Source organism: Clostridium sp. CS001, from assembly GCF_020443565.1.
Classification (GTDB): Bacteria; Bacillota; Clostridia; order Clostridiales; family Clostridiaceae; genus Clostridium_AD.
Genome location: NZ_JAIZZN010000005.1, coordinates 76001 through 96141 on the forward strand (window position 1 = coordinate 76001; position 20141 = coordinate 96141).

Genomic DNA, 20141 nt, shown 5'->3' on the forward strand with positions numbered 1-20141 from the left:
CTATTTATCGACGTATATTGCTAATTGTCTGCAACTTCACTTTATGATATAATTCAATTATACGTGAAAAATAAAAACTCCTAATATAATATTAGGAGTTTTTATATACTAAGCTAGTTGACCTGGTCTTTGACCCCACACTCGCCTGCTGGAGCTTTTGCTACCCGGAATTAACCTCTCACTACTTACACTCTCGCCCACATGACGGCAGGACTAACATCTAAGCCGCACCATGATCATTAAAACTTTGTTTAACTTACGTGGATCGTTTCGCCTGCGACTGGCATCGACTTTCAACCACAAACCTAACTTACTACAATAAATATTATACATTACTTTTGGCTATAGTCAATATATAAACATCATTTTCTCCTATTTTTTTTAAGCAGTGCGCACAATGAAATGCCGTAGCTCCAGTTGTTATAACGTCATCAACAAGTAAAATCTTTTTATTTTTTGTTAGTTTACTCTCTTTAATATCAAAGCATTGTTTCATGTTATCCCACCGCTCCTCACCACTTAACCCTATTTGATCCTTTGTATCCGAGGTTTTAACTAAGTTGCATATTACAGGAACATTTAAAAACCGTGATAAGTATCTTGCCAAAAACTCACTTTGATTATATCCTCTATTTTTAAAAGCTTTTTTAGTCATGGGCACATACGCAATTAAATCAAATTGTAATTTATTTCGAAGCACAAGCTCTAACATATATTTTGCTAAAATTTCGCCACATATAAAATCACTTTTATATTTAAGTCTAATAATTAGCTCCTTTACTATATTAGAATAATAAAATACTGACCAAACAAGATACTCCTCCTCAATATTGCCTATATAAAAACTCTCCTGCGGCTGTTTTAATTTCTTTTTGCACTTAATACATAACTCTTCGCTTTCTGTTGTGTATTCCTTGCAGATTACACAATAGTCATCACCTGAGTATATAAGTGAACCTAAACAATAAAGTATTCTTTTTATAAATTTAATAATCCTTCTTCCCACGCTTTCTCATTAAATTCCCTAGCCATATTTTTAGCTTTATCCATTTGTATAGTTTCTACGTTGGCTAAAAATATAGCCTCTCCCCTTTGAATATTGTCATATCTTCCAACCTTACTTGATAAATATAATAACTGCTTATGATTAAACCTACTATTATCAGCAAAATATACAATAACATCAACCTCATGGAATTCAAGGTAACTTTCTTCAAAGTCATTAGTTACAATTATACCTTTATCTTTATTCATAAACCTTATAGGAATATTAGTATCACTTTTACTACTAACAAATAAGAATAAGTCTTCACTTAACTTTTCCTTGAAGTTGCTTAAATATTCGAATACGGCAGATGCTTTTTCTTCATCTGGCGTGAAAATTATTACCTTTCTATTAGATATCATTGACCAATTTAAATATTCATAAACCACCAAAGGTATGTCTATATTAAGATTTATTCTTGTGGTTATGATTCTTGGTTCAATTATTGGAGTTTTATTATTTTTTAATGGGAATATAATCGAAGCATCCTCACTTAAAATATTCTCTACTGAATAAGCTATAGCTGTGCCTTCTGATTTACACATTTTTAATATGACACCTTTTATTTGTTGTTTGCTATACCTTGGGAAGCTTCTAATATCATTATAAATAACCAAATCAAATTTTCTATGAAATTTCAATGCGCTTTTATGATTGCATATATGTAAATACTCATTCACAGTGCTATAATTATCTACAGGTGAGTATACATTTTTTCCTAAGTTGCTAGCCCCTTCTATAAAATAAACAATATCAATACTGCCTTCTTTTTCGTTAGTTATATATAATATATCTTTCTTTTCATTGGCATATTCAATTATGGTTTCTAACAATATATCAGAGGAATTATAAAACATAGATACAACATCAAATCTCTTTTTATCACTTAAAGAATACTTCATGACTTCCTTGCTTATTTTATCTTTTTCCTTGCTAAGGCTTAAGTTTGAGTAGAAAGACATGTAACCCCTCCTTTATTACTGAAAGCTATTTTAATCTAATCAATATGATTTTCATCATGACTAAAATTTGAATCTACTATCTGTCTTATTCTATAACCTAGACCAGAATATCTTTCAAAACTTCTATTATTATTTTTCATAAAATTAACGGCCTTTACTGTGCCCACTAAAACAACCAAGCTCTTTGCCCTAGTTATTCCTGTATAAAGTAAATTCCTGTTCATTAAAAGTGGTGGTCCCATAAACATAGGCATAATGACAACTTCAAACTCACTACCTTGGCTTTTATGTATGGTAATAGCATACGCTAATGTAAGTTCTTCTAAAAATATACCTTCATATTCTACACGTTTATCATCATCAAAGACCACAATAATATTTTCGTTATCCTCATTAATGTCTTCGATGTAGCCTACGTCTCCGTTAAAAATCCCAACCCCTGATTCTTTACTGTTCCCACTAATTTTATCCCACTTTATAGAATAGTTATTTTTGATTTGCATAACCTTATCTCCCACCCTAAATATAGTGTTTCTATAATCCTTTTCTTTCTTATATTTAGATTTGGGATTTAGTATTTGTTGAAGTTTCTCATTTAAATTTTCTATTCCTAGTATTCCCTTTCTCATTGGTGAGAGTATCTGAATATGTTTCATCTTATCCCAGCCCTTATTGAAGTTTGGTAATCTAGTGTTAATTAAAGTTATTATGCTATCCAAAATTTTCTCCGGGTCGTTATTTTCAATAAAATAAAAATCTTTACCCTTTTTATTTAAAATAGGCATTTCTCCATTGTTAATCTTATGAGCATTAACAATAATCATACTTTCTTGTGCTTGCCTAAAAATCTCCTTTAGTTTAACCACCGTTACACATTTACTTTCAATAATGTCTCTTAGTACATTTCCTGGCCCCACTGATGGTAATTGATCAACATCTCCAACAATTACAAGTCTGGTTCCTATACTGATAGCTTTTAATAAACTATTCATAAGCAATATGTCTATCATTGAAGCTTCATCCACAATTAGCACATCACAATCTAGTGCTGTTTCATCACTTCTAAAAAACTGTGACCCATCATCACCACCAACTCCAAGTTCTAATAGCCTATGTATCGTCTTAGCTTCACGACCTGTAGCTTCTGTCATCCTTTTAGCAGCTCTCCCAGTTGGTGCTGCCATAAATACTTTCATCCCTGCCTCTTCAAACACTTCTGTAATACAATTAATTATGGTGGTTTTCCCCGTACCTGGTCCTCCAGTTATAACCTCTATACTATTCTCCATAGCCCCACAGATAGCAGCCTTTTGCGATGATGCAAATTGTATATTCTTTTCTTTCTCAAATTTTTTAATTTCCTCTTCTACATCTATCTCCAATGGGTCATATTTCGCTACGGATATAGTTATAATCTTTTTAGTAACACCTAATTCACAATAATAGAAGGGTATGGTAAAAACACATTTTTCTTCATCTATATCTTCTACTTTAAGCTTTCCCTGTAATACATTATCATAAACATTTCTTTGGATTTCTTCATCCGAAACCCCAAGAATCTCTTTAGCTGACTTTTGTAACTTCTCTAAAGGCATATAGGTATTTCCAAGGGCACAAAATTCATTAACCACATAGTTAATTCCACTTTGTATTCTAAAAGGCGATTCCTTATCAATACCTAAACTTCTTGCTATCTTATCAGCAATTTTAAATCCTACTCCAGAGATAGTTTCAGTTAATATATAAGGGTTTTCTTGTACCACCTTTATAGATTCTCCGCCATATTTTTTATAAATCTTAACACATTGGTTTGGCGTTACACCATAAGTTTGAAGAAATATCATTATATTCTTAACTTCTCGTTGCTTAGAATAAGATTCGAAAATTAACTGAATCTTTTTTCCCCCTACGCCATCAATCTCTTTTAACCTTTCAATTTCATTGTCTAGCACATTCATAGTATTCTCTCCAAAGTGCTTTACAATTTTCTTAGCTGTTATTGGCCCAATCCCTTGAATTACCCCTGAAGCTAAGTACTTTTCTATGCCTGCAATAGAACTAGGTATTACTTCCTCACAATGCACTATTTTAAATTGCTTTCCAAATTGAGGGTGGGTAACCCACTCTCCCGTTAATTTTAAGTTTTGACCTTCACTTATATATGGCACAACGCCTACCACCGTTATTTGTTCTTTACTATAATTCAGATGAGCAATTATGTACCCATTTTCTTCATTATGAAATACTATATCTTCAACTACTCCTTGTATTTCTGGCATAAAATCTCCCCTACTTACAAATTTGTATATTAACATTATATCATATGTATTTTACATTTTTCCCTTTATTATACCCCTATCTTAAGTTTTATCAAAATACAAATTAATAATTCACAAAATGGGTAAAAATATATATTCTAAAGATTATTCGAATTGTTTTAGATTAAGGTATCATAAAAAAATAATTACCTATGCAAAATAAGGATAACAATCAACAATTGTTATCCCTATCCTTACTTCTATATATTTTATTATAAATACTTCTTTATTTCTTCAACCTTGTTTAATCTTTCCCAAGTCAAATCTAAATCAGTTCTTCCAAAATGACCATAAGATGCTGTTTGTTTGTAAATAGGTCTTCTTAAATCTAGCTCTCTTATAATAACAGCTGGTCTTAAATCAAATACCTTTTGAATTATTTCAACAATCTTATCATCGGCAATCTTCCCTGTTCCAAAAGTATCAACTTCTATAGATACTGGTGTAGCTACACCTATAGCATAAGCAAGTTCTATTTCTAATTTATCTGAAACTCCCGCTGCTACTAAGTTTTTAGCAACCCATCTTGCAGCATATGCAGCAGATCTGTCAACCTTTGTTGGATCTTTTCCTGAGAATGCTCCACCGCCATGTCTTCCGTATCCGCCATAGGTATCTACTATTATTTTTCTTCCTGTTAAACCAGAGTCCCCTTGTGGTCCTCCAATTACAAATCTACCTGTAGGATTTATATAGTACTTAGTGTTATCATCTAATAATTCACTTGGAACTATAGGCTTTATTACATGTTCTAATAGATCACTTTTAATTTGATCATTTGTTGCCTCTTCTCCATGTTGCGTTGAAATAACAATTGTATCTATTCGTACTGGTTTATTATCTTCATATTCAACAGTAACTTGAGTCTTTCCATCCGGTCTTAAGTATTCTAAAGTTCCATTCTTTCTTACTTCACTTAATCTTCTTGATAATCTGTGAGCCATAGCAATGGGTAATGGCATGTACTCTGGTGTCTCATTGGTAGCAAATCCAAACATCATGCCTTGATCTCCGGCACCTTCTGAATCTGTCCTTGAAAGTTTACCTGTCTTAGATTCTAAACCCTCATTAACTCCCATAGCTATATCTGATGATTGTTCATCAATAGACGTAATTACTGCACATGTGCTAGCATCAAATCCATATTTTGCTCTTGTGTATCCTATCCCTTCAATTGTATTTCTAACAATCTTAGGAACATCTACGTAGCAATTAGTTGTTATCTCTCCCATAACTAAAACCATTCCTGTAGTAACCGCTGTTTCACAAGCAACCCTAGCATAAGGATCTTGTTCTAAAATAGCATCAAGCACGGCATCCGATATTTGATCACACATTTTATCTGGATGTCCTTCTGTAACTGATTCTGATGTAAATAATCTTTTCATTATAATTTTCCTCCTAATGTGCCAATTTTTTTATAAAAATAAAACCCCTTCTAAATATATAAGAAGAGGTGTTTTAAGCATCTCTCTCATCTTGCAGGTTATAACTGCAGGAATTGGCACCATTGTGTATTACACCGGTTGCCGGGTTTCATAGGGCCCAATTCCCTCCACCTCTCTTGATAAGAGTTATCAATATTAAGTTTTATTCATCATATCACACAAACTTGTCAGTGTCAATATAGTACTATATTACTTAAAGCAGTAAAAAAGACATCTACAGATGTCTTTTGGTGGAGGAAGACGGATTCGAACCATCGAAACATTACGTAACAGATTTACAGTCTGCCCCCTTTGGCCACTCGGGAACTCCTCCATATATGGAGCTGGCAATAGGAATCGAACCTACAACCTGCTGATTACAAGTCAGCTGCTCTACCGTTGAGCCATGCCAGCATATATGTGTGCCTATTCTACTTTTAAGAATTTTATGGTGGGAACAACAGGGTTCGAACCTGTGACCCTCTGCTTGTAAGGCAGATGCTCTCCCAGCTGAGCTATGCTCCCATACTTTTTTTATAACCAATATTAATGAAAATGGTGGAGGAAGACGGATTCGAACCATCGAAACATTACGTAACAGATTTACAGTCTGCCCCCTTTGGCCACTTGGGTATTCCTCCATATGCACATCTAACAATTCTTAGTAAGAATATATCAGTGTATTAAATAAAAATTGTTTATGGTGGGAACAACAGGGTTCGAACCTGTGACCCTCTGCTTGTAAGGCAGATGCTCTCCCAGCTGAGCTATGCTCCCATGCTTTCTTTATATTTCGATATTAATAAAAATGGTGGAGGAGGACGGATTCGAACCATCGAAACATTACGTAACAGATTTACAGTCTGCCCCCTTTGGCCACTTGGGTACTCCTCCATTTTTGGAGCTGGCAATAGGAATCGAACCTACAACCTGCTGATTACAAGTCAGCTGCTCTACCGTTGAGCCATGCCAGCATTTTATATTTTTTACCTTACATTGTCGACAAGAATTATTATACTGCTTTAATTAATTAATTTCAAGTCCAACTTTTTTCAATTAGCTAATTTAACTCTATATTGCTATATAATACGCACATTTGCTCAATATTAAACCTTTATGTAACTTAGCATACTCTCCTGAAGTTTGCCCGTCCCTTTTATATATCCTACCTTTAATATAAACTTTCTGCTGCATCCATATCTATAAACTTACCAGCAATTCTTCGAACTTTTTTATATTCCTTTTCTGATAGACCTTCTCTTAATAATTTTAGTGCCTTTAGAACTCCATCTTCAGCATTATCCTCATATAAATACTTTTCCGCTTTATTGTAATTCTCTTTTCCCAGCTGCATACTAGCATATAGTATTCGTGCCTTATCAGAAATAGTTAGGTTTTCTATTATCTTCTTTGTTGATATTTTAAATACTGATTGTTCGCTTTCCTTATTATTATAGTAGTCTTCAAAGTCATTAGTTCTTACTCGTGAGTGTAACTCAATATACTTACCTTTCCCATCATACCCCTTTCTAACATCCTCATTAGACAAACTCATATTTGAATTGCTATTACCGCTTTCTTCCTCATCTTTAAACTGCCTGTTGAGTTCTTCTTGAGATATATCTCTGATTTCAGAATGATTTTTGTCATTTGAAGCTTCACCCTCATCTTTTACTACCCCTTCAACATCCTTACTATTGACCCTGGGTATACTTTTGTTATACGGAAGTAGTTCTTGCTTAGGTAATTTACTTTGTACATAGTTTATGGAATCAATTGTATATCTGTTATAACTCCCCATAATAAATACGCTTGTAAAAGTAGCCATTATAATAATGACTACTAGGTTAGATCTTTTCATAAGTACATCACCTCAAAAATTAATGTATTTAAATTATTTCCCTATTAATCACCTTTTTATTCTTTAATTATAATAATATACAGAATTTATTCATATAAATTACTTATAGAAAAATAATTAAGAATTGTTTTTTTTAGCACAATAAAAGGCGGTGTGTTTCTTGAGTAAAGCTAAAACCCATTATAAAGATCCTTTAGCATACTATACAATTTCTAACTTTTTAAAAGACTATATTAACAAGAATACCTTAATCGTTTGTATAGGAACTGATAGATGTATAGGGGATTGTCTAGGTCCCTTAGTGGGTACATTTTTAAAAGACAGTTCTTTCCCACTACCTGTATATGGCACCATCGATAATCCAATCCATGCTTTAAACATTGATAGAAAGCTCTCTGAAATAAATGCCTTACACCCAGGCTCGACTATAATAGGCGTAGATGCATGTTTAGGCGATATTTTAAACATTGGTGAGATCCAAGCCAGAGATTATCCTATTCATCCTGGTAAAGGTGTAGGCAAGTCACTTCCTAAAGTTGGAACCGCTTCGCTAATAGGTATAGTAGATTCAAGCGATGATAGTGAGTTGTTCACTAATAGAAATATAAGATTAAGTTTAGTAATGGACATTGCTAGCGTTCTAAGCAGATCTCTTTTGCATTCATATTACCTGTACTCACTTACTGATGAAGGAGGTAACTCTAATCTCCGTTAGGATTTCTGCGTCGCTTCCTTGAAATTCTTAGTAATAGTTTTACTTTATAGAACCCCTTAATATATAAAAATAAGCAATACAATTAATTTAATAATTGTATTGCTTATTTTTATAGCTTGTTTACACTTTTAACTCGTTAAGTATATTTCTTCTTTACTAGTTGAATCACCCAACGTATCCATGAAATCCAACACCTTACCTGTCCCTAGGGCTACACATGAAACTGAATCCTCAGCAAGATATACTGGGACCTTAGTAATTTCTTGTATAAACTTATCTAGCCCTTTTATCAGAGCGCCTCCCCCAGTCATAACTATACCTTTCTCAGCTATGTCTGCAGCAAGCTCTGGTGGGGTCTTTTCTAATACAGAATGTGTACATTCCGCTATTAAAGTAACTGTTTCATTTAAAGCTTCTCTCATTTCTTCCGATGTCACTGTTAGGTTTTTAGGAAGTCCAGTAACTAAATCTCTTCCCCTTATATCCATGGTAGTATCTTCTTCTTGTTTATAAACACACCCTATGTTTATCTTTAAATCTTCTGCAGTTCGCTCGCCAATCATTAATTTATGTTTTTTTCTAATGTACTTTATGATAGCCTCATCAAACTTATCTCCGGCCACCTTAATTGATTCACGAACAACCATACCACCTAAAGAAATGACTGCAACATCAGTGGTTCCTCCACCAATATCAATAACCATATTCCCACTTGCTTTAGTAATATCAAGTCCTGCTCCTATTGCAGCTGCTAGTGGTTCTTCTATAAGATGAACCTTTTTAGCTCCAGCATTTCTAGCTGCATCCTCTACTGCTCTTCTTTCTACTTCTGTTGCTTCACAAGGAACACATATTACAACTCTTGGAGCCGATAGTCTCCTTTTTCCACAAGCCTTCTTTATAAAATGTTTTAACATTTTTTCAGTTATATCATAATCTGAAATAACACCGTCTCTCATAGGACGTATTGCCACAATATTGCCTGGCGTTCTCCCTATCATTTTTCGAGCTTCTTCTCCCACTGCCAATACCTTGTTATTATTTCTATCTATAGCAACAACAGAGGGCTCTTTTAAAATGACACCCTTACCCTTGATGTATACAAGTACTGTAGCTGTACCCAAATCTATTCCCATATCTGTTCCCATTCCAAAAAAAAACATCTAAAACTCACTCCTGCTCTTTAGTATATTCAATATTTAAATTATACTAAACTCTATTCTATAAAGCCATAAGAAATCCTCTTTTTTTATAATTATAATTTTTATATTTTTTATATTTTATAGCTTATAATGTTTTTATCCTTCTATTGCTTTGTATTTTAACATAGTTGCTCTTCCACCCCTGATATGTCTCTCAGATTTATTTAAATCCAAAATTGTTTTTGCTTCGTTAGCAACTTGAGGGTTTATTATAGGCAATCTTTCTGTCATATCCTTGTGTATAGTACTTTTGCTAACTCCAAACACTTTGGCAGTTCTTCTTATTGTGGCTTTTGATTCAATAATATACTTAGCAACTTCTAATACCCGGTCTTCAATATAGTCTTTCAAAGTGTTACCTCCTTAACCCTTCTATATTTATAAATATGCAATACCTTGCTTTTAAATTCCATACCAATTAGCCATTTGACCATATATTTTGTAAATATGACTAATTGATATGGTTATTAATTATTGTTTAACTTCTTTAGTTTGGTATTTATCATATTTTACATATTTAGCAGGGTCAATCTTCTCATATTTTGTAGGGTCTTCCTTTCTTAACTTCAAAACACTAAAATGTAGGTGGTTCCCATAATCTTCTTTATATGAGTTTAAACTTGTGTTTCCCACTGTTGCTATTTTTTGCTTTTTAGTTACCTTATCACCTTTTTTTACTAATATCTTTTCATCCAAATTTGAATATTTAGTAAAAAGGCCATTTTGATGGTCTATTATAACCATCTTACCCTTTTGTTCCTCAACATCAGTGCCGACTTCTTTAACTATTCCATCCATAACCGCTAAAACTGGTTCCCCTAGTTTTGCTTGAATATCAATACCCAAGTTTGTTCTATAAGTTCCATCAGTCTTCCATATAATTGGACTAACCTCTTTTGAATATTCTCTTGCTAGAAGTCCATTAGCTACAGGTTTTTCAAATTTGGTATCAACTGTTTTAGACACTGGTGCTGTTGTCGTTAAATTATCCGTTGTGACTTTTTTAATATTAGGTACTGCTTTAAGTACTGTGGTCTTTTCTGCATCCTTTTCCTTTACTTGAAGAGCACCTTGGTATTCTTTTTCCTGTTCGTTTAAAACATCTCCTGCACTTGCTTGTTGCTTGCTTAACTGTTTCTTATTGCTATTTGTTGTTATGGTAGCAACTGTGGCTACAATACACAAACAAACAAATAAAATAACATAGAAGCCTTCCTTCTTGAAAAAGTTTAATGTCTTATTGTTTGCTTTCTTATCCATACAAACACCTCCATTTGTATTTTTGTCCATATTGTATTAAAACATACACATTTTATAAATATTTTTCCACATATTTCACACTTTTGTAAAACAGACCTCTCATTTGGATACATCAGTACCTTGATAATAATGATTTAATATATCAACATAACCCTTTCCTTCCTTAGCCATGGCATTTGCTCCCCATTGACTCATACCCACACCATGACCATAACCACTACAATCAACTTCTACATTGTTTGAATTGAATTTTATTTTAAAATTTGATGATTTTAACCCTAACATAGTTCTAAATTTACTACCTGTCATGGTTATACTCCCTACCTTAATGTTTTTAACGCTTCCTGCACCAGTTCTATCAATTACAACAATTTGATTCTTAATATTAGCGGTGGTTACCTTGGAATCTTTATAGTTATTATTTATAATCTCACTTAATTCTTTATATTTGAAAGTTTTACTACTCTTAAAGTTTTTTGTTTCTTCTTCACCAGGACTTTCCACGCTCCTTAAATAAGGTACCTTATTACTAAATACATCCTCCGAATTTTCCGTCATACCGCTACTAGTTGCAAAATAATAAGGCTCCATCACTAATTCATTGTTGTAGATCAAAACTTTCCCTCTTGTGCTCTCGACTGCCATCTCAATCTTTTCCCAATTCTTTTCTGCTGAGCTACTAGCCCACAATTTCATTCGTTCTTCTTTGGTCATATACGCTTGACAATGAACCGTATCACATAAACTTGCTCCATAACCATTTTTACATGGTGTTCCTCCTAGTTCTGCAATATGAGCCAATGCATAAGTCCTAGCTGCCACCGCTTGAGCCTTAAGGGCTTCTATCCCAAAGTCCGCAGGCATTTCAGCAGCAACAACACCAGTAATATATTCCTCTAAATCAAGTTCTTTTATAATCTTCTCTTTTGATAAACTTACTTTTATTGTAGAGATCTTTGGCATTACACCATCTTTAATAATCTTCTCATATACATCTGATTTGATTTCTGAGTTTTTACTTTTACCTATACTATTACTCTCTCCTATACCCACTATTAAAACAGAGGTTATAAATATAAATGCTATAAAAGCAATTATTAATAAAAGGATATCTTTCACATGCCCTAAAATAAAACCTCTTCTCATCTTTTTTCCTCCCGTTATAAAATAAATTTCACTTTATACATATTAAATAACCATATATAATATTACTTCTTTATTGTATCTATCTCCTACCAACTAACTTTCTACTATCTGATATACTACAAAATGAGAACGTCTAGATAAACCATAATCAAAATATAAAAGAATTGAAATATATACGCATTATATATTCCAATTCTTCAACTTTCATATTAAATAATTACCTTAGAAGCTTACTCTTTCAATATCTGCACCTAGACCTTTTAATTTCTCTTCGATAGAAACGTACCCTCTATCAATGTGATATATATCGCTTATTGTGGTTACCCCTTCAGCTGTAAGTCCTGCCAAGATTAACGCCGCCCCCGCCCTCAAGTCTGTAGCTTTAACTTCTGAACCTGTAAACCTTCCTATACCCTCTATTACAGCACTTCTACCATCTATCTTTATATTAGCACCCATTCTTTTTAATTCTACAGCATGCATAAATCTATTTTCAAATATGGTTTCTGTAATTATACTTGTACCCCTTACCGTGCATAATAAACTCATCATCTGCGCTTGCATGTCTGTAGGAAATCCTGGATATGGCATAGTTTTTATATCAATTGGATTTAGCTTTTTTCTACCATCAACTATTATACTATTCTTATTAATTTCTATTGCCACTCCCATTTCAGTAAGCTTTGCTATTATTGGTTTTAAATGGACCTCATCGATATTATTAATTTTAAACATACTTTCAGTTATTGCTGCTGCCACCATGAATGTTCCGGCCTCTATCCTATCTGATATTGGTCTATAAATAACTTCTTTAAAGTCTTTAACTCCTAAAATTTTTATGGTATCTGTCCCTTCTCCACTCACTTGCGCTCCCATAGCTTTTAAAAACCTTGCTAAGTCAACAATTTCTGGCTCTTCTGCCGCATTTCCTATTACTGTTTCACCATCTGCAAGTGTTGCCGCCATCATTATATTTTCAGTAGCACCTACCGAAGGATAGTCTAAATATATGTTGGTCCCCTTTAATTTTTTTGCTCTTGCTTCCACATATCCATGACCTACGGATACCTCCGCACCTAGGGCTGATAATCCCTTTAAATGAAGATCTATAGGCCTTGTTCCAATATTGCATCCCCCTGGCAACGAAATTTTAAAGTTGCCAAATCTTCCAAGCATAGGACCCATTATTAAAAAAGATGCTCTCATTTTTCTAACTAATTCATCATTAGCATTATCTTGAAGTAAATTTGCAGTATTAATTATCACCTTTTTATTAACCTTATCTATACTAACACTTGCTTTAAGAGATTTTAGCACCTCACAAATTACAAATACATCTTCAAGCATAGGAGCATTTTCAATAGTACAGTTATTTCCATTTAATATTGTTGCTGCAATTATAGGAAGCACCGAATTTTTAGCTGAGCTAATGTTCACTTCACCCTCTAATCTTTTCCCACCTTTTATAACTAATTTATCCATCCTTATCCTCCATTATATTGTTAATTTTTAATAAGTTGTAATTATCTCAGGTGTACCTATGATAATGTACCTTCCAGAAGAATAATCACATACAGCATAATTAAAATCTATTAACTTGTTATTAATTACCTCTTCCTCGTACCTTTTCGTATATGCCACAGTACTTAATCCATTATTTATGCTCACTGTTTCGATGTTCTTGCTTTTATTGTGTTTTAAAATCTTTATTATTCCTTCATTGGTAGCGCAAAGGCTTTCTATTACTGTATTAGTGTTAATATCTTGCATTTTAGCCTTTAAGTATTGAAAGTACTTAATATCCTTACCTCTATAGCCAATAGTATTATTGATATTATTTTTAAGTAATTCTAGCCCATTTTCATTACCTATCTTGCTTATGTTTATCCTTATAACATTCTCATCATTGTATACCATGAATTCTATATATCCTTGGACACCTTCACCTGAAAACTCTATACAATAGGAAATTTCATTTTCGAGGTAGCTTACCTTTATCTTTTCATCATTAAGTTCTAAGGCGTTAATTAAATAGTCACAAACTTCTTTTGGCTCTTCTAAAGTCTTAAAAGATACCTTCAGTCCGTATTCTACGGTTTCACTATTAGTTTGAAGTATTATTTCATCAAATAAATTAAATTCTTTCATTGCACCCGATACCCTAATATTGACTTGTAAAATTATTAGGACCAATACTATGCACAAAAGTGATATACTTTTTCTTTTCATTTTAATCCCCCTATCATTTAATTAAATTCTTGACCATAAATGATTATTTTATTCTATAAATCACGACTTTCTTAATATTCATGCTATTAATAAAATCATCCCCCAGCACAAATGTGAAGAGGGCTATTTGATTCATTATATAGATAGGGGTATGTAAGTATTAATATACCTATTGTTATATTATTAATATATAGACTTTTAATAAAATTGTGATTAAAAACTTTAACGACATACCTTTGAATGTAATTTAAAGTGCCTTGGAAGATTTTTAAGCACAAAAAAATGGAGATAAATTAATATCTCCATTTCATAAGCGCTACTCTGTTGCCTTAATTCTCATTATAGCTCTTAAGACAGCATTTTCTGCTCGTTTAACATCATTTGTATCCTTATGGTTTAATCTCTCTTCTGCTCTTTCCTTAGCCTTTCTTGACCTTTCAATATCTATATCACCTGGCCACTCACAAGCACTACATAATATTTCTACTTGATTATTATGCACACTTAAAACTCCCGTTGATGTAAAAGCTTTTAATTCTTTCCCATTTAAATCTATAAATGTTGTCACTGTAGGTTTTAATGGAGCTACCATAGAAACATGGTTAGCAAGAATGCCAAATCTTCCTTTTTCACTCTCTGTATATAAATTCAGGATCTCACCGCTATAAAACTCCTTTTCCGGAGTAACTATAGTAAGCTTTATATGGTCTTTCATATAAAAACACTGACCTTTCTATTCATTAGCCATTTCCTTTGCTTTTTCTACCGCCTCTTCTATAGAACCAACAAACATAAAGGCTGCTTCAGGTAATTTATCATGCTTTCCTTCGAGAATTTCTTTAAATCCCCTAACAGTTTCTTTAACGGGAACAAACTTACCCTTCATTCCTGTGAACTGCTCTGCCACAGTAAATGGTTGAGATAGGAACCTTTGGATTTTTCTCGCTCTTAACACAACCACCTTATCTTCTTCAGACAATTCATCTATTCCTAGTATTGCAATAATGTCTTGAAGTTCTTTATATCTTTCAAGTATGTGTTTAACCCTCATTGTAGTATCATAATGTTCTTGCCCAACAATTCTAGGATCAAGCATTCTTGATGAGGAGTCTAGTGGATCCACCGCTGGGTAAATACCCAGTTCTACTATTCCCCTAGAAAGCACTGTTGTAGCATCAAGATGGCTAAATGTAGTAGCTGGTGCAGGATCCGTTAAATCATCTGCTGGTACATATACTGCCTGAACAGATGTAATCGATCCGTGTTTTGTAGATGTAATTCTCTCTTGCAATTGTCCCATTTCCGTAGCTAGTGTTGGTTGATAACCAACAGCGCTTGGTATTCTTCCAAGTAGTGCGGATACCTCTGATCCAGCTTGTGTAAATCTAAATATATTATCTATAAACAGCAATACATCTTGCCCATTATCTCTAAAATTTTCTGCCATAGTAAGCCCAGTTAAAGCAACTCTCATTCTAGCTCCAGGTGGCTCATTCATCTGACCAAAAACCAAAGCAGTTTTAGATATAACCCCTGATTCCTTCATTTCATTATAAAGATCATTACCTTCACGAGTTCTTTCACCAACTCCAGTAAATACGGAAAGTCCACCATGTTCTCTGGCAATATTATTCATAAGCTCTTGAATAAGAACTGTTTTACCTACACCAGCGCCACCAAAAAGACCAATCTTTCCACCCTTTTGATATGGTGCTATTAAGTCTATTACCTTGATACCAGTTTCAAACACCTCTGGTTCAACAGATTGCTCTTCAAAGGTTGGTGCTGCCCTGTGAATAGGCATATATGTATCTACCTTAACTTCTCCCATTTCATCCATTGGTTTTCCGAGAACATTAAATAACCTTCCTAATACTGGATTTCCAACCGGGACTGTTATTGGACTACCTGTGTCCACAGCTTCTAGTCCTCGCCTTAATCCTTCTGTACTTTCCATAGCTACTGTCCTTATGATATCATCACCAATATGCTGCTCAACTTCAGCTACAACTACTTTATCTCCCATTTGAATTTCAATACTGTTGTAAATATTGGGAAGGCTATCTGAGTCAAACTTTATATCTATAACAGGTCCTATTATTTGAACTACTTTTCCTATATGTCCTGGCATTGCTTTCTCTCCTTTTTACCTTTGAGCTTCTGCTCCTCCAACTATTTCTGAAATCTCTTGTGTAATTGCACTTTGTCTAACCCTATTATACTTTAAATTAAGCTTATCCAGCATATCATTAGCGTTATTAGTAGCTGCTCCCATAGCCTCCATTCTAGCTCTGTGCTCACTAGCTTTTGAATGTAACATGGAATTAAGAATCTTACCCTTCAAGAATAATGAAGTAATGTCATACATTGATTTTTCATCTATTGCCTCAATATCTACATATTCCTTATTAGTATTCTCTTCGCTTTGAAAATTCAATGGAAGTAACTTTTCAATTTTAACTTGATTTTTCAGCGCTGAAACAAGCTTCTTATACACAATGTGAACTTCACCTATTTCTTCTCTACTATACATTCTAAGTGCATGCTCAATAATCTCATCAGCATCTTTTGCAGATGGAACATCTGAAACCTCAACATATTCAGCAACGGTTTCAATGTTAAGCTTTTTAAATATAGCTCTTCCTTTTTGGCCTACTACAATGATATCATAGTCTTCCTTATTACCTTTTAATCTACCTAACAATTCATTTACCACTGAAGCGTTAAATCCTCCGCAAAGACCTGTATCCGAGGTCAATACAATATACAATTTCTTGCTGTTGTTATTTCCTCCTAAGTATATACTATCATCTTCGTAATTTTCCTTAACCTGCTTCACAGTCTCTTCAAGCTTATCTACATAGATATTGTTAACTTCTACTTTTTCTCTTATCTTTTTATATTTTGATGTAGCAACTAGTCCCATGGCGCTGGTTATTTTCTTTGTGTTTATTATAGATTTTATTCTTCGTTTAATTGCAATAAGCCCCGTACCTGCCATGTTTCACCTCTCTTTAGCCTTGTTAAATGTATTGCCAAGACAAATTGATTATCACCTAAAGGCGATTATTAACGGCTTATTTCTTAAATGTATTTAAACTTATTCAGTTAAAAATACTTTTTTGAATTCTTCTATAGCTTCAATAAGTTGTGGCTTTATTTTATCGTCCAGAGTCCCAGTCTCGGCTATAGTTTTTCCTACTTCTCTATGATGGGTATCCATATAATCCAAAAACTCTCTTTCAAATCTTGTTATCTGATGTACTGGGATATCCATAAGATGGTTATTCGCTCCAGCAAAGAAGATCATGACTTGATTTTCTACTGACATTGGCATATATTGATTTTGCTTTAGTATTTCAATTAATCTTTTTCCTTTTTCTAATCTCATTTTTGCATCTTTATCAAGATCTGTACCAAATTGTGCAAAGGCTGACAACTCTCTATATTGAGCCAATTCAAGTCTTAGAGTTCCTGTAACCTTCTTCATGGCTTTTGTTTGAGCGTTTCCGCCAACTCTTGATACAGATATTCCTGCATTAACCGCTGGTCTTTGTCCTGAATTGAACAATTCAGCCTCAAGAAATATTTGACCATCTGTTATAGAAATAACATTAGTTGGTATATATGCCGTAACATCACCTGCAAGAGTTTCTATTATAGGAAGAGCGGTCAATGAACCTCCCCCTAATTTATCTGAGAGCTTTGCTGCTCTTTCTAATAATCTTGAATGAATATAAAATACATCCCCTGGATAAGCTTCTCTACCTGGTGGTCTACGAAGTAGTAATGACATGGTTCTATATGCCACTGCGTGTTTCGACAAATCATCATATACTATTAATACATCTTTACCCTTATTCATAAAATATTCACCCATGCTACATCCAGAATAAGGAGCCAAATACTGTAGCGGAGCAGATTGAGAAGCTGTTGATGCCACAATTATCGTATAATCTAAGGCTCCCATTTCAGCTAATGTGTTAACAGTATGTGCAACAGTAGACTGTTTTTGACCTATTGCTACATATATGCATACAACGTCTTTACCCTTTTGATTTAAAATTGTATCTATGGTTAAAGCTGTTTTACCTGTTTGTCTATCTCCAATTATAAGTTCTCTTTGTCCTCTTCCAATTGGAACCATAGAGTCTATTGCTTTTATTCCCGTTTGAAGTGGTTCTTTAACTGATTGTCTTTCAATAACTCCATGTGCCTCTACTTCTACAGGTCTTGTCTCTGTTGTATTAACTGGCCCTTTACCATCTATTGGTACTCCCAGAGAATCTACAACCCTTCCTATTAAAGCCTCCCCTACAGGAACCTCCACTACTTTGCCACTTCTCTTTACTATGTCACCTTCTTTGATACCTTCTCCTGCCCCTAAAAGCACGCAACCTACGTTGTCCTGCTCTAGATTAAGGGCCATACCATATACTCCATTAGGAAACTCTAGAAGCTCACCTGCCATACATTCATCTAACCCATAAACTCTTGCGATTCCATCACCTATTTGAATTATGGTACCCGAGTCAACAGTATCAATTTTTTTCTCGTATCTCTCGATTTCTTGCTTTATTATGGATGTTATTTCTCCCGGTCTTATATTCATAAACTCACCTCTTTTCCTATTTAAACATTAATTTCTTCATTTCATCTAATTTATTTTTTATTGTTCCGTCAATAACGTCATTGCCAACCCTTATATATACTCCACCTATAATGCTCTTATCTAACTTTTCATCAAATATAATTTTCTTATCATACATGTTTTGTAATTTAATGCGCAAGTTATCTCTTTGCATTTCTTCAAGCGGTATTACCGTTTTAACAGTAACTACCAACTGGTTATTGCGCTCTAAGTGAATCTTTTCCATCTCATTGAGTTTTTGCTCTGTAAATAATATCCTGTCTTTTTCTATTAGAATAAGTAAAAAGGATAAAAGATCCTCATCAATCTTTCCTTTAAAAATTTTAATAAACATCTTCTTTTTTGCATGTGTGCCTATTAGTGGATGCTTAATAATCTTTAGAAATTCAAGATCATCTTTCATAAGTGCAACAATTTCGCGGAGATCACTTAAATATTCATCTACTTTTCCTTTTTCCTCAGCAACTGTATAAAGTGCTAGTGCATACCTTTTATCTAAGTATTCATACATCTTAGCTACCTACCTTAAGTATAAAATCCTCTATTAATTTTCTATGTTCTTCCTTATCTATAATCTGTTCAAGAGCTCTTTCAGACAATATTAAAGATAAATCTATAACTTGTTTTTTAATTTCACTTTCTGCTTTTTCTTTCTCTCTTTGGACTTCAACCCTTGATCTTTCAATGATAATGGCCGCTTCTTTTTTAGCATCTTCAATCAATTCTCCAGATACCTTCTCTGCCTTTTGTTTGTATGTCTCAACTATTCCCTTGCCCTCTTGTTTTGCTAACTCTAATTTCTTACCATTTTCTACTTTTAGCCTACTAGCTTCATCCATATCCTTGCTTGCTTTTTCAAAAGAAGATTCCAATTCTTGTTTTCTTGTTTCTAAAATATTACTTACTGGTATAAACAGAAAACGCTTAGCAATGAGAAGTAGTATAAGGAAATTCACCATTGCAGCTATAATATTACCTAAATTCATTTCTATCATATAAAATCACGGTTTATAAAGTTTCTTTACCCTTATGCAAACCGAGAATTTCACCTACCTTCCCTTTACTATTTCTCTTTAGCCTTTTACACCGAGTAAAATTAATAATAATGCTATTAAGAAACCATAGATAGCTGTTGCTTCTGATAGCGCTCCACCTATAACTAATGCTCTAATTATTTTATCACTAGCTTCTGGTTGCTTTGCAATACCCTCTACAGCCTTTGCTGTAGCATTACCTGTTCCTATTCCACCACCTATAACCCCGATTGCTGCTATTCCTGCTCCTATTGCACACATTCCTGCTACAAATCCTGCTGAATCCATAAA

At 33.6% G+C, this 20141-nt stretch carries 19 protein-coding genes, 7 tRNA genes and 1 riboswitch; of the genes, 1 reads left to right on the forward strand and 25 read right to left on the reverse strand.

What is annotated here, in order from left to right; translation table 11 throughout:
* Positions 1–325: 325 nt before the first annotated feature.
* The 12 genes from LGK97_RS05200 to LGK97_RS05255 all read right to left on the reverse strand — a co-directional run bounded on the left by LGK97_RS05200 (position 326) and on the right by LGK97_RS05255 (position 7613).
* The gene (locus LGK97_RS05200; RefSeq protein ID WP_226258694.1) at positions 326–1006 is read right to left on the reverse strand and encodes a ComF family protein; all 681 of its coding nucleotides are present in this window, start codon (positions 1004–1006) and stop codon (positions 326–328) included.
* Complete coding sequence (locus tag LGK97_RS05205) at positions 979–2007, reverse strand: hypothetical protein (RefSeq protein WP_226258695.1); 1029 nt, start codon at positions 2005–2007, stop codon at positions 979–981. The genes LGK97_RS05200 and LGK97_RS05205 overlap by 28 nt, the downstream gene beginning before the upstream one ends.
* A 35-nt stretch (positions 2008–2042) precedes the next feature.
* Entirely contained in the window at positions 2043–4286 is a 2244-nt protein-coding gene (locus LGK97_RS05210) for an ATP-dependent RecD-like DNA helicase (RefSeq protein ID WP_226258696.1), read from the reverse strand.
* A gap of 251 nt (positions 4287–4537) precedes the next feature.
* Positions 4538–5713 (reverse strand): methionine adenosyltransferase, encoded by a 1176-nt coding sequence (gene metK, locus LGK97_RS05215; RefSeq protein WP_226258697.1) that lies wholly within the window; start codon positions 5711–5713, stop codon positions 4538–4540.
* A gap of 83 nt (positions 5714–5796) precedes the next feature.
* Positions 5797–5899: riboswitch (SAM riboswitch) on the reverse strand.
* Positions 5900–6001: 102 nt separating this feature from the next.
* Positions 6002–6086, reverse strand: a tRNA-Tyr gene (locus tag LGK97_RS05220).
* Between the two features lie 5 nt (positions 6087–6091).
* Positions 6092–6166, reverse strand: a tRNA-Thr gene (locus tag LGK97_RS05225).
* Between the two features lie 35 nt (positions 6167–6201).
* Positions 6202–6277: transfer RNA gene (locus tag LGK97_RS05230), tRNA-Val, on the reverse strand.
* 31 nt (positions 6278–6308) lie between these two features.
* Positions 6309–6393: transfer RNA gene (locus tag LGK97_RS05235), tRNA-Tyr, on the reverse strand.
* A 60-nt stretch (positions 6394–6453) separates the two neighbouring features.
* A tRNA-Val gene (locus tag LGK97_RS05240) sits at positions 6454–6529 on the reverse strand.
* A 32-nt stretch (positions 6530–6561) separates the two neighbouring features.
* Positions 6562–6646: transfer RNA gene (locus LGK97_RS05245), tRNA-Tyr, on the reverse strand.
* A gap of 5 nt (positions 6647–6651) precedes the next feature.
* Positions 6652–6726 (reverse strand) — tRNA-Thr (locus tag LGK97_RS05250).
* 197 nt (positions 6727–6923) lie between these two features.
* Entirely contained in the window at positions 6924–7613 is a 690-nt protein-coding gene (locus LGK97_RS05255; protein ID WP_226258698.1) for a hypothetical protein, read from the reverse strand.
* Positions 7614–7773: 160 nt separating this feature from the next.
* On the opposite strand from LGK97_RS05255, the gene yyaC reads away from it, so the two are divergent.
* Entirely contained in the window at positions 7774–8328 is a 555-nt protein-coding gene (gene yyaC, locus LGK97_RS05260) for a spore protease YyaC (protein ID WP_226258699.1), read from the forward strand.
* Between the two features lie 128 nt (positions 8329–8456).
* Here yyaC and LGK97_RS05265 read toward each other — a convergent pair whose 3' ends face one another.
* The 13 genes from LGK97_RS05265 to atpE form a co-directional block, all read right to left on the reverse strand.
* Positions 8457–9491: a rod shape-determining protein gene (locus LGK97_RS05265; protein ID WP_226258700.1), complete on the reverse strand. Its 1035-nt coding sequence runs from the start codon at positions 9489–9491 to the stop codon at positions 8457–8459.
* A 135-nt stretch (positions 9492–9626) separates the two neighbouring features.
* Positions 9627–9881: a sporulation transcriptional regulator SpoIIID gene (gene spoIIID / locus LGK97_RS05270; protein ID WP_226258701.1), complete on the reverse strand. Its 255-nt coding sequence runs from the start codon at positions 9879–9881 to the stop codon at positions 9627–9629.
* Between the two features lie 120 nt (positions 9882–10001).
* Positions 10002–10790, reverse strand: coding sequence for a M23 family metallopeptidase (locus tag LGK97_RS05275; RefSeq protein ID WP_226258702.1), 789 nt, complete (start codon positions 10788–10790; stop codon positions 10002–10004).
* Between the two features lie 99 nt (positions 10791–10889).
* A complete protein-coding gene (gene spoIID, locus LGK97_RS05280) occupies positions 10890–11936 on the reverse strand; it encodes a stage II sporulation protein D (RefSeq protein WP_226258703.1) in 1047 nt (348 codons plus the stop codon).
* A 222-nt stretch (positions 11937–12158) separates the two neighbouring features.
* Entirely contained in the window at positions 12159–13418 is a 1260-nt protein-coding gene (murA, locus tag LGK97_RS05285; RefSeq protein ID WP_226258704.1) for a UDP-N-acetylglucosamine 1-carboxyvinyltransferase, read from the reverse strand.
* 27 nt (positions 13419–13445) lie between these two features.
* Positions 13446–14165, reverse strand: coding sequence for a YwmB family TATA-box binding protein (locus tag LGK97_RS05290; protein ID WP_226258705.1), 720 nt, complete (start codon positions 14163–14165; stop codon positions 13446–13448).
* 316 nt (positions 14166–14481) lie between these two features.
* A complete protein-coding gene (locus LGK97_RS05295; RefSeq protein WP_226258706.1) occupies positions 14482–14880 on the reverse strand; it encodes a F0F1 ATP synthase subunit epsilon in 399 nt (132 codons plus the stop codon).
* 18 nt (positions 14881–14898) lie between these two features.
* Complete coding sequence (atpD, locus tag LGK97_RS05300; RefSeq protein ID WP_226258707.1) at positions 14899–16296, reverse strand: F0F1 ATP synthase subunit beta; 1398 nt, start codon at positions 16294–16296, stop codon at positions 14899–14901.
* Between the two features lie 15 nt (positions 16297–16311).
* A complete protein-coding gene (atpG, locus tag LGK97_RS05305; protein ID WP_226258708.1) occupies positions 16312–17166 on the reverse strand; it encodes an ATP synthase F1 subunit gamma in 855 nt (284 codons plus the stop codon).
* Positions 17167–17265: 99 nt separating this feature from the next.
* Positions 17266–18777 (reverse strand): F0F1 ATP synthase subunit alpha, encoded by a 1512-nt coding sequence (atpA, locus tag LGK97_RS05310; protein ID WP_226258709.1) that lies wholly within the window; start codon positions 18775–18777, stop codon positions 17266–17268.
* A gap of 16 nt (positions 18778–18793) precedes the next feature.
* Positions 18794–19327: a F0F1 ATP synthase subunit delta gene (locus LGK97_RS05315; protein ID WP_226258710.1), complete on the reverse strand. Its 534-nt coding sequence runs from the start codon at positions 19325–19327 to the stop codon at positions 18794–18796.
* A 1-nt stretch (position 19328) separates the two neighbouring features.
* On the reverse strand, positions 19329–19808 hold the full coding sequence (locus LGK97_RS05320; RefSeq protein ID WP_413228419.1) for a F0F1 ATP synthase subunit B: 480 nt from the start codon (positions 19806–19808) through the stop codon (positions 19329–19331).
* 81 nt (positions 19809–19889) lie between these two features.
* The gene (gene atpE / locus LGK97_RS05325; RefSeq protein WP_226258712.1) at positions 19890–20138 is read right to left on the reverse strand and encodes an ATP synthase F0 subunit C; all 249 of its coding nucleotides are present in this window, start codon (positions 20136–20138) and stop codon (positions 19890–19892) included.
* Between the last annotated feature and the right edge of the window lie 3 nt (positions 20139–20141).

Bases quoted from the DNA above. Each gene is read 5' to 3' on its own strand.
- LGK97_RS05205 (WP_226258695.1), bottom strand. From the start codon at position 2,007: ATGTCTTTCTACTCAAACTTAAGCCTTAGCAAGGAAAAAGATAAAATA.
- LGK97_RS05210 (WP_226258696.1), bottom strand. From the start codon at position 4,286: ATGCCAGAAATACAAGGAGTAGTTGAAGATATAGTATTTCATAATGAA.
- metK (WP_226258697.1), bottom strand. From the start codon at position 5,713: ATGAAAAGATTATTTACATCAGAATCAGTTACAGAAGGACATCCAGAT.
- LGK97_RS05255 (WP_226258698.1), bottom strand. From the start codon at position 7,613: ATGAAAAGATCTAACCTAGTAGTCATTATTATAATGGCTACTTTTACA.
- LGK97_RS05265 (WP_226258700.1), bottom strand. From the start codon at position 9,491: ATGTTTTTTTTTGGAATGGGAACAGATATGGGAATAGATTTGGGTACA.
- LGK97_RS05275 (WP_226258702.1), bottom strand. From the start codon at position 10,790: ATGGATAAGAAAGCAAACAATAAGACATTAAACTTTTTCAAGAAGGAA.
- spoIID (WP_226258703.1), bottom strand. From the start codon at position 11,936: ATGAGAAGAGGTTTTATTTTAGGGCATGTGAAAGATATCCTTTTATTA.
- murA (WP_226258704.1), bottom strand. From the start codon at position 13,418: ATGGATAAATTAGTTATAAAAGGTGGGAAAAGATTAGAGGGTGAAGTG.
- LGK97_RS05290 (WP_226258705.1), bottom strand. From the start codon at position 14,165: ATGAAAAGAAAAAGTATATCACTTTTGTGCATAGTATTGGTCCTAATA.
- LGK97_RS05295 (WP_226258706.1), bottom strand. From the start codon at position 14,880: ATGAAAGACCATATAAAGCTTACTATAGTTACTCCGGAAAAGGAGTTT.
- atpD (WP_226258707.1), bottom strand. From the start codon at position 16,296: ATGCCAGGACATATAGGAAAAGTAGTTCAAATAATAGGACCTGTTATA.
- atpG (WP_226258708.1), bottom strand. From the start codon at position 17,166: ATGGCAGGTACGGGGCTTATTGCAATTAAACGAAGAATAAAATCTATA.
- atpA (WP_226258709.1), bottom strand. From the start codon at position 18,777: ATGAATATAAGACCGGGAGAAATAACATCCATAATAAAGCAAGAAATC.
- LGK97_RS05315 (WP_226258710.1), bottom strand. From the start codon at position 19,327: ATGTATGAATACTTAGATAAAAGGTATGCACTAGCACTTTATACAGTT.
- atpE (WP_226258712.1), bottom strand. From the start codon at position 20,138: ATGGATTCAGCAGGATTTGTAGCAGGAATGTGTGCAATAGGAGCAGGA.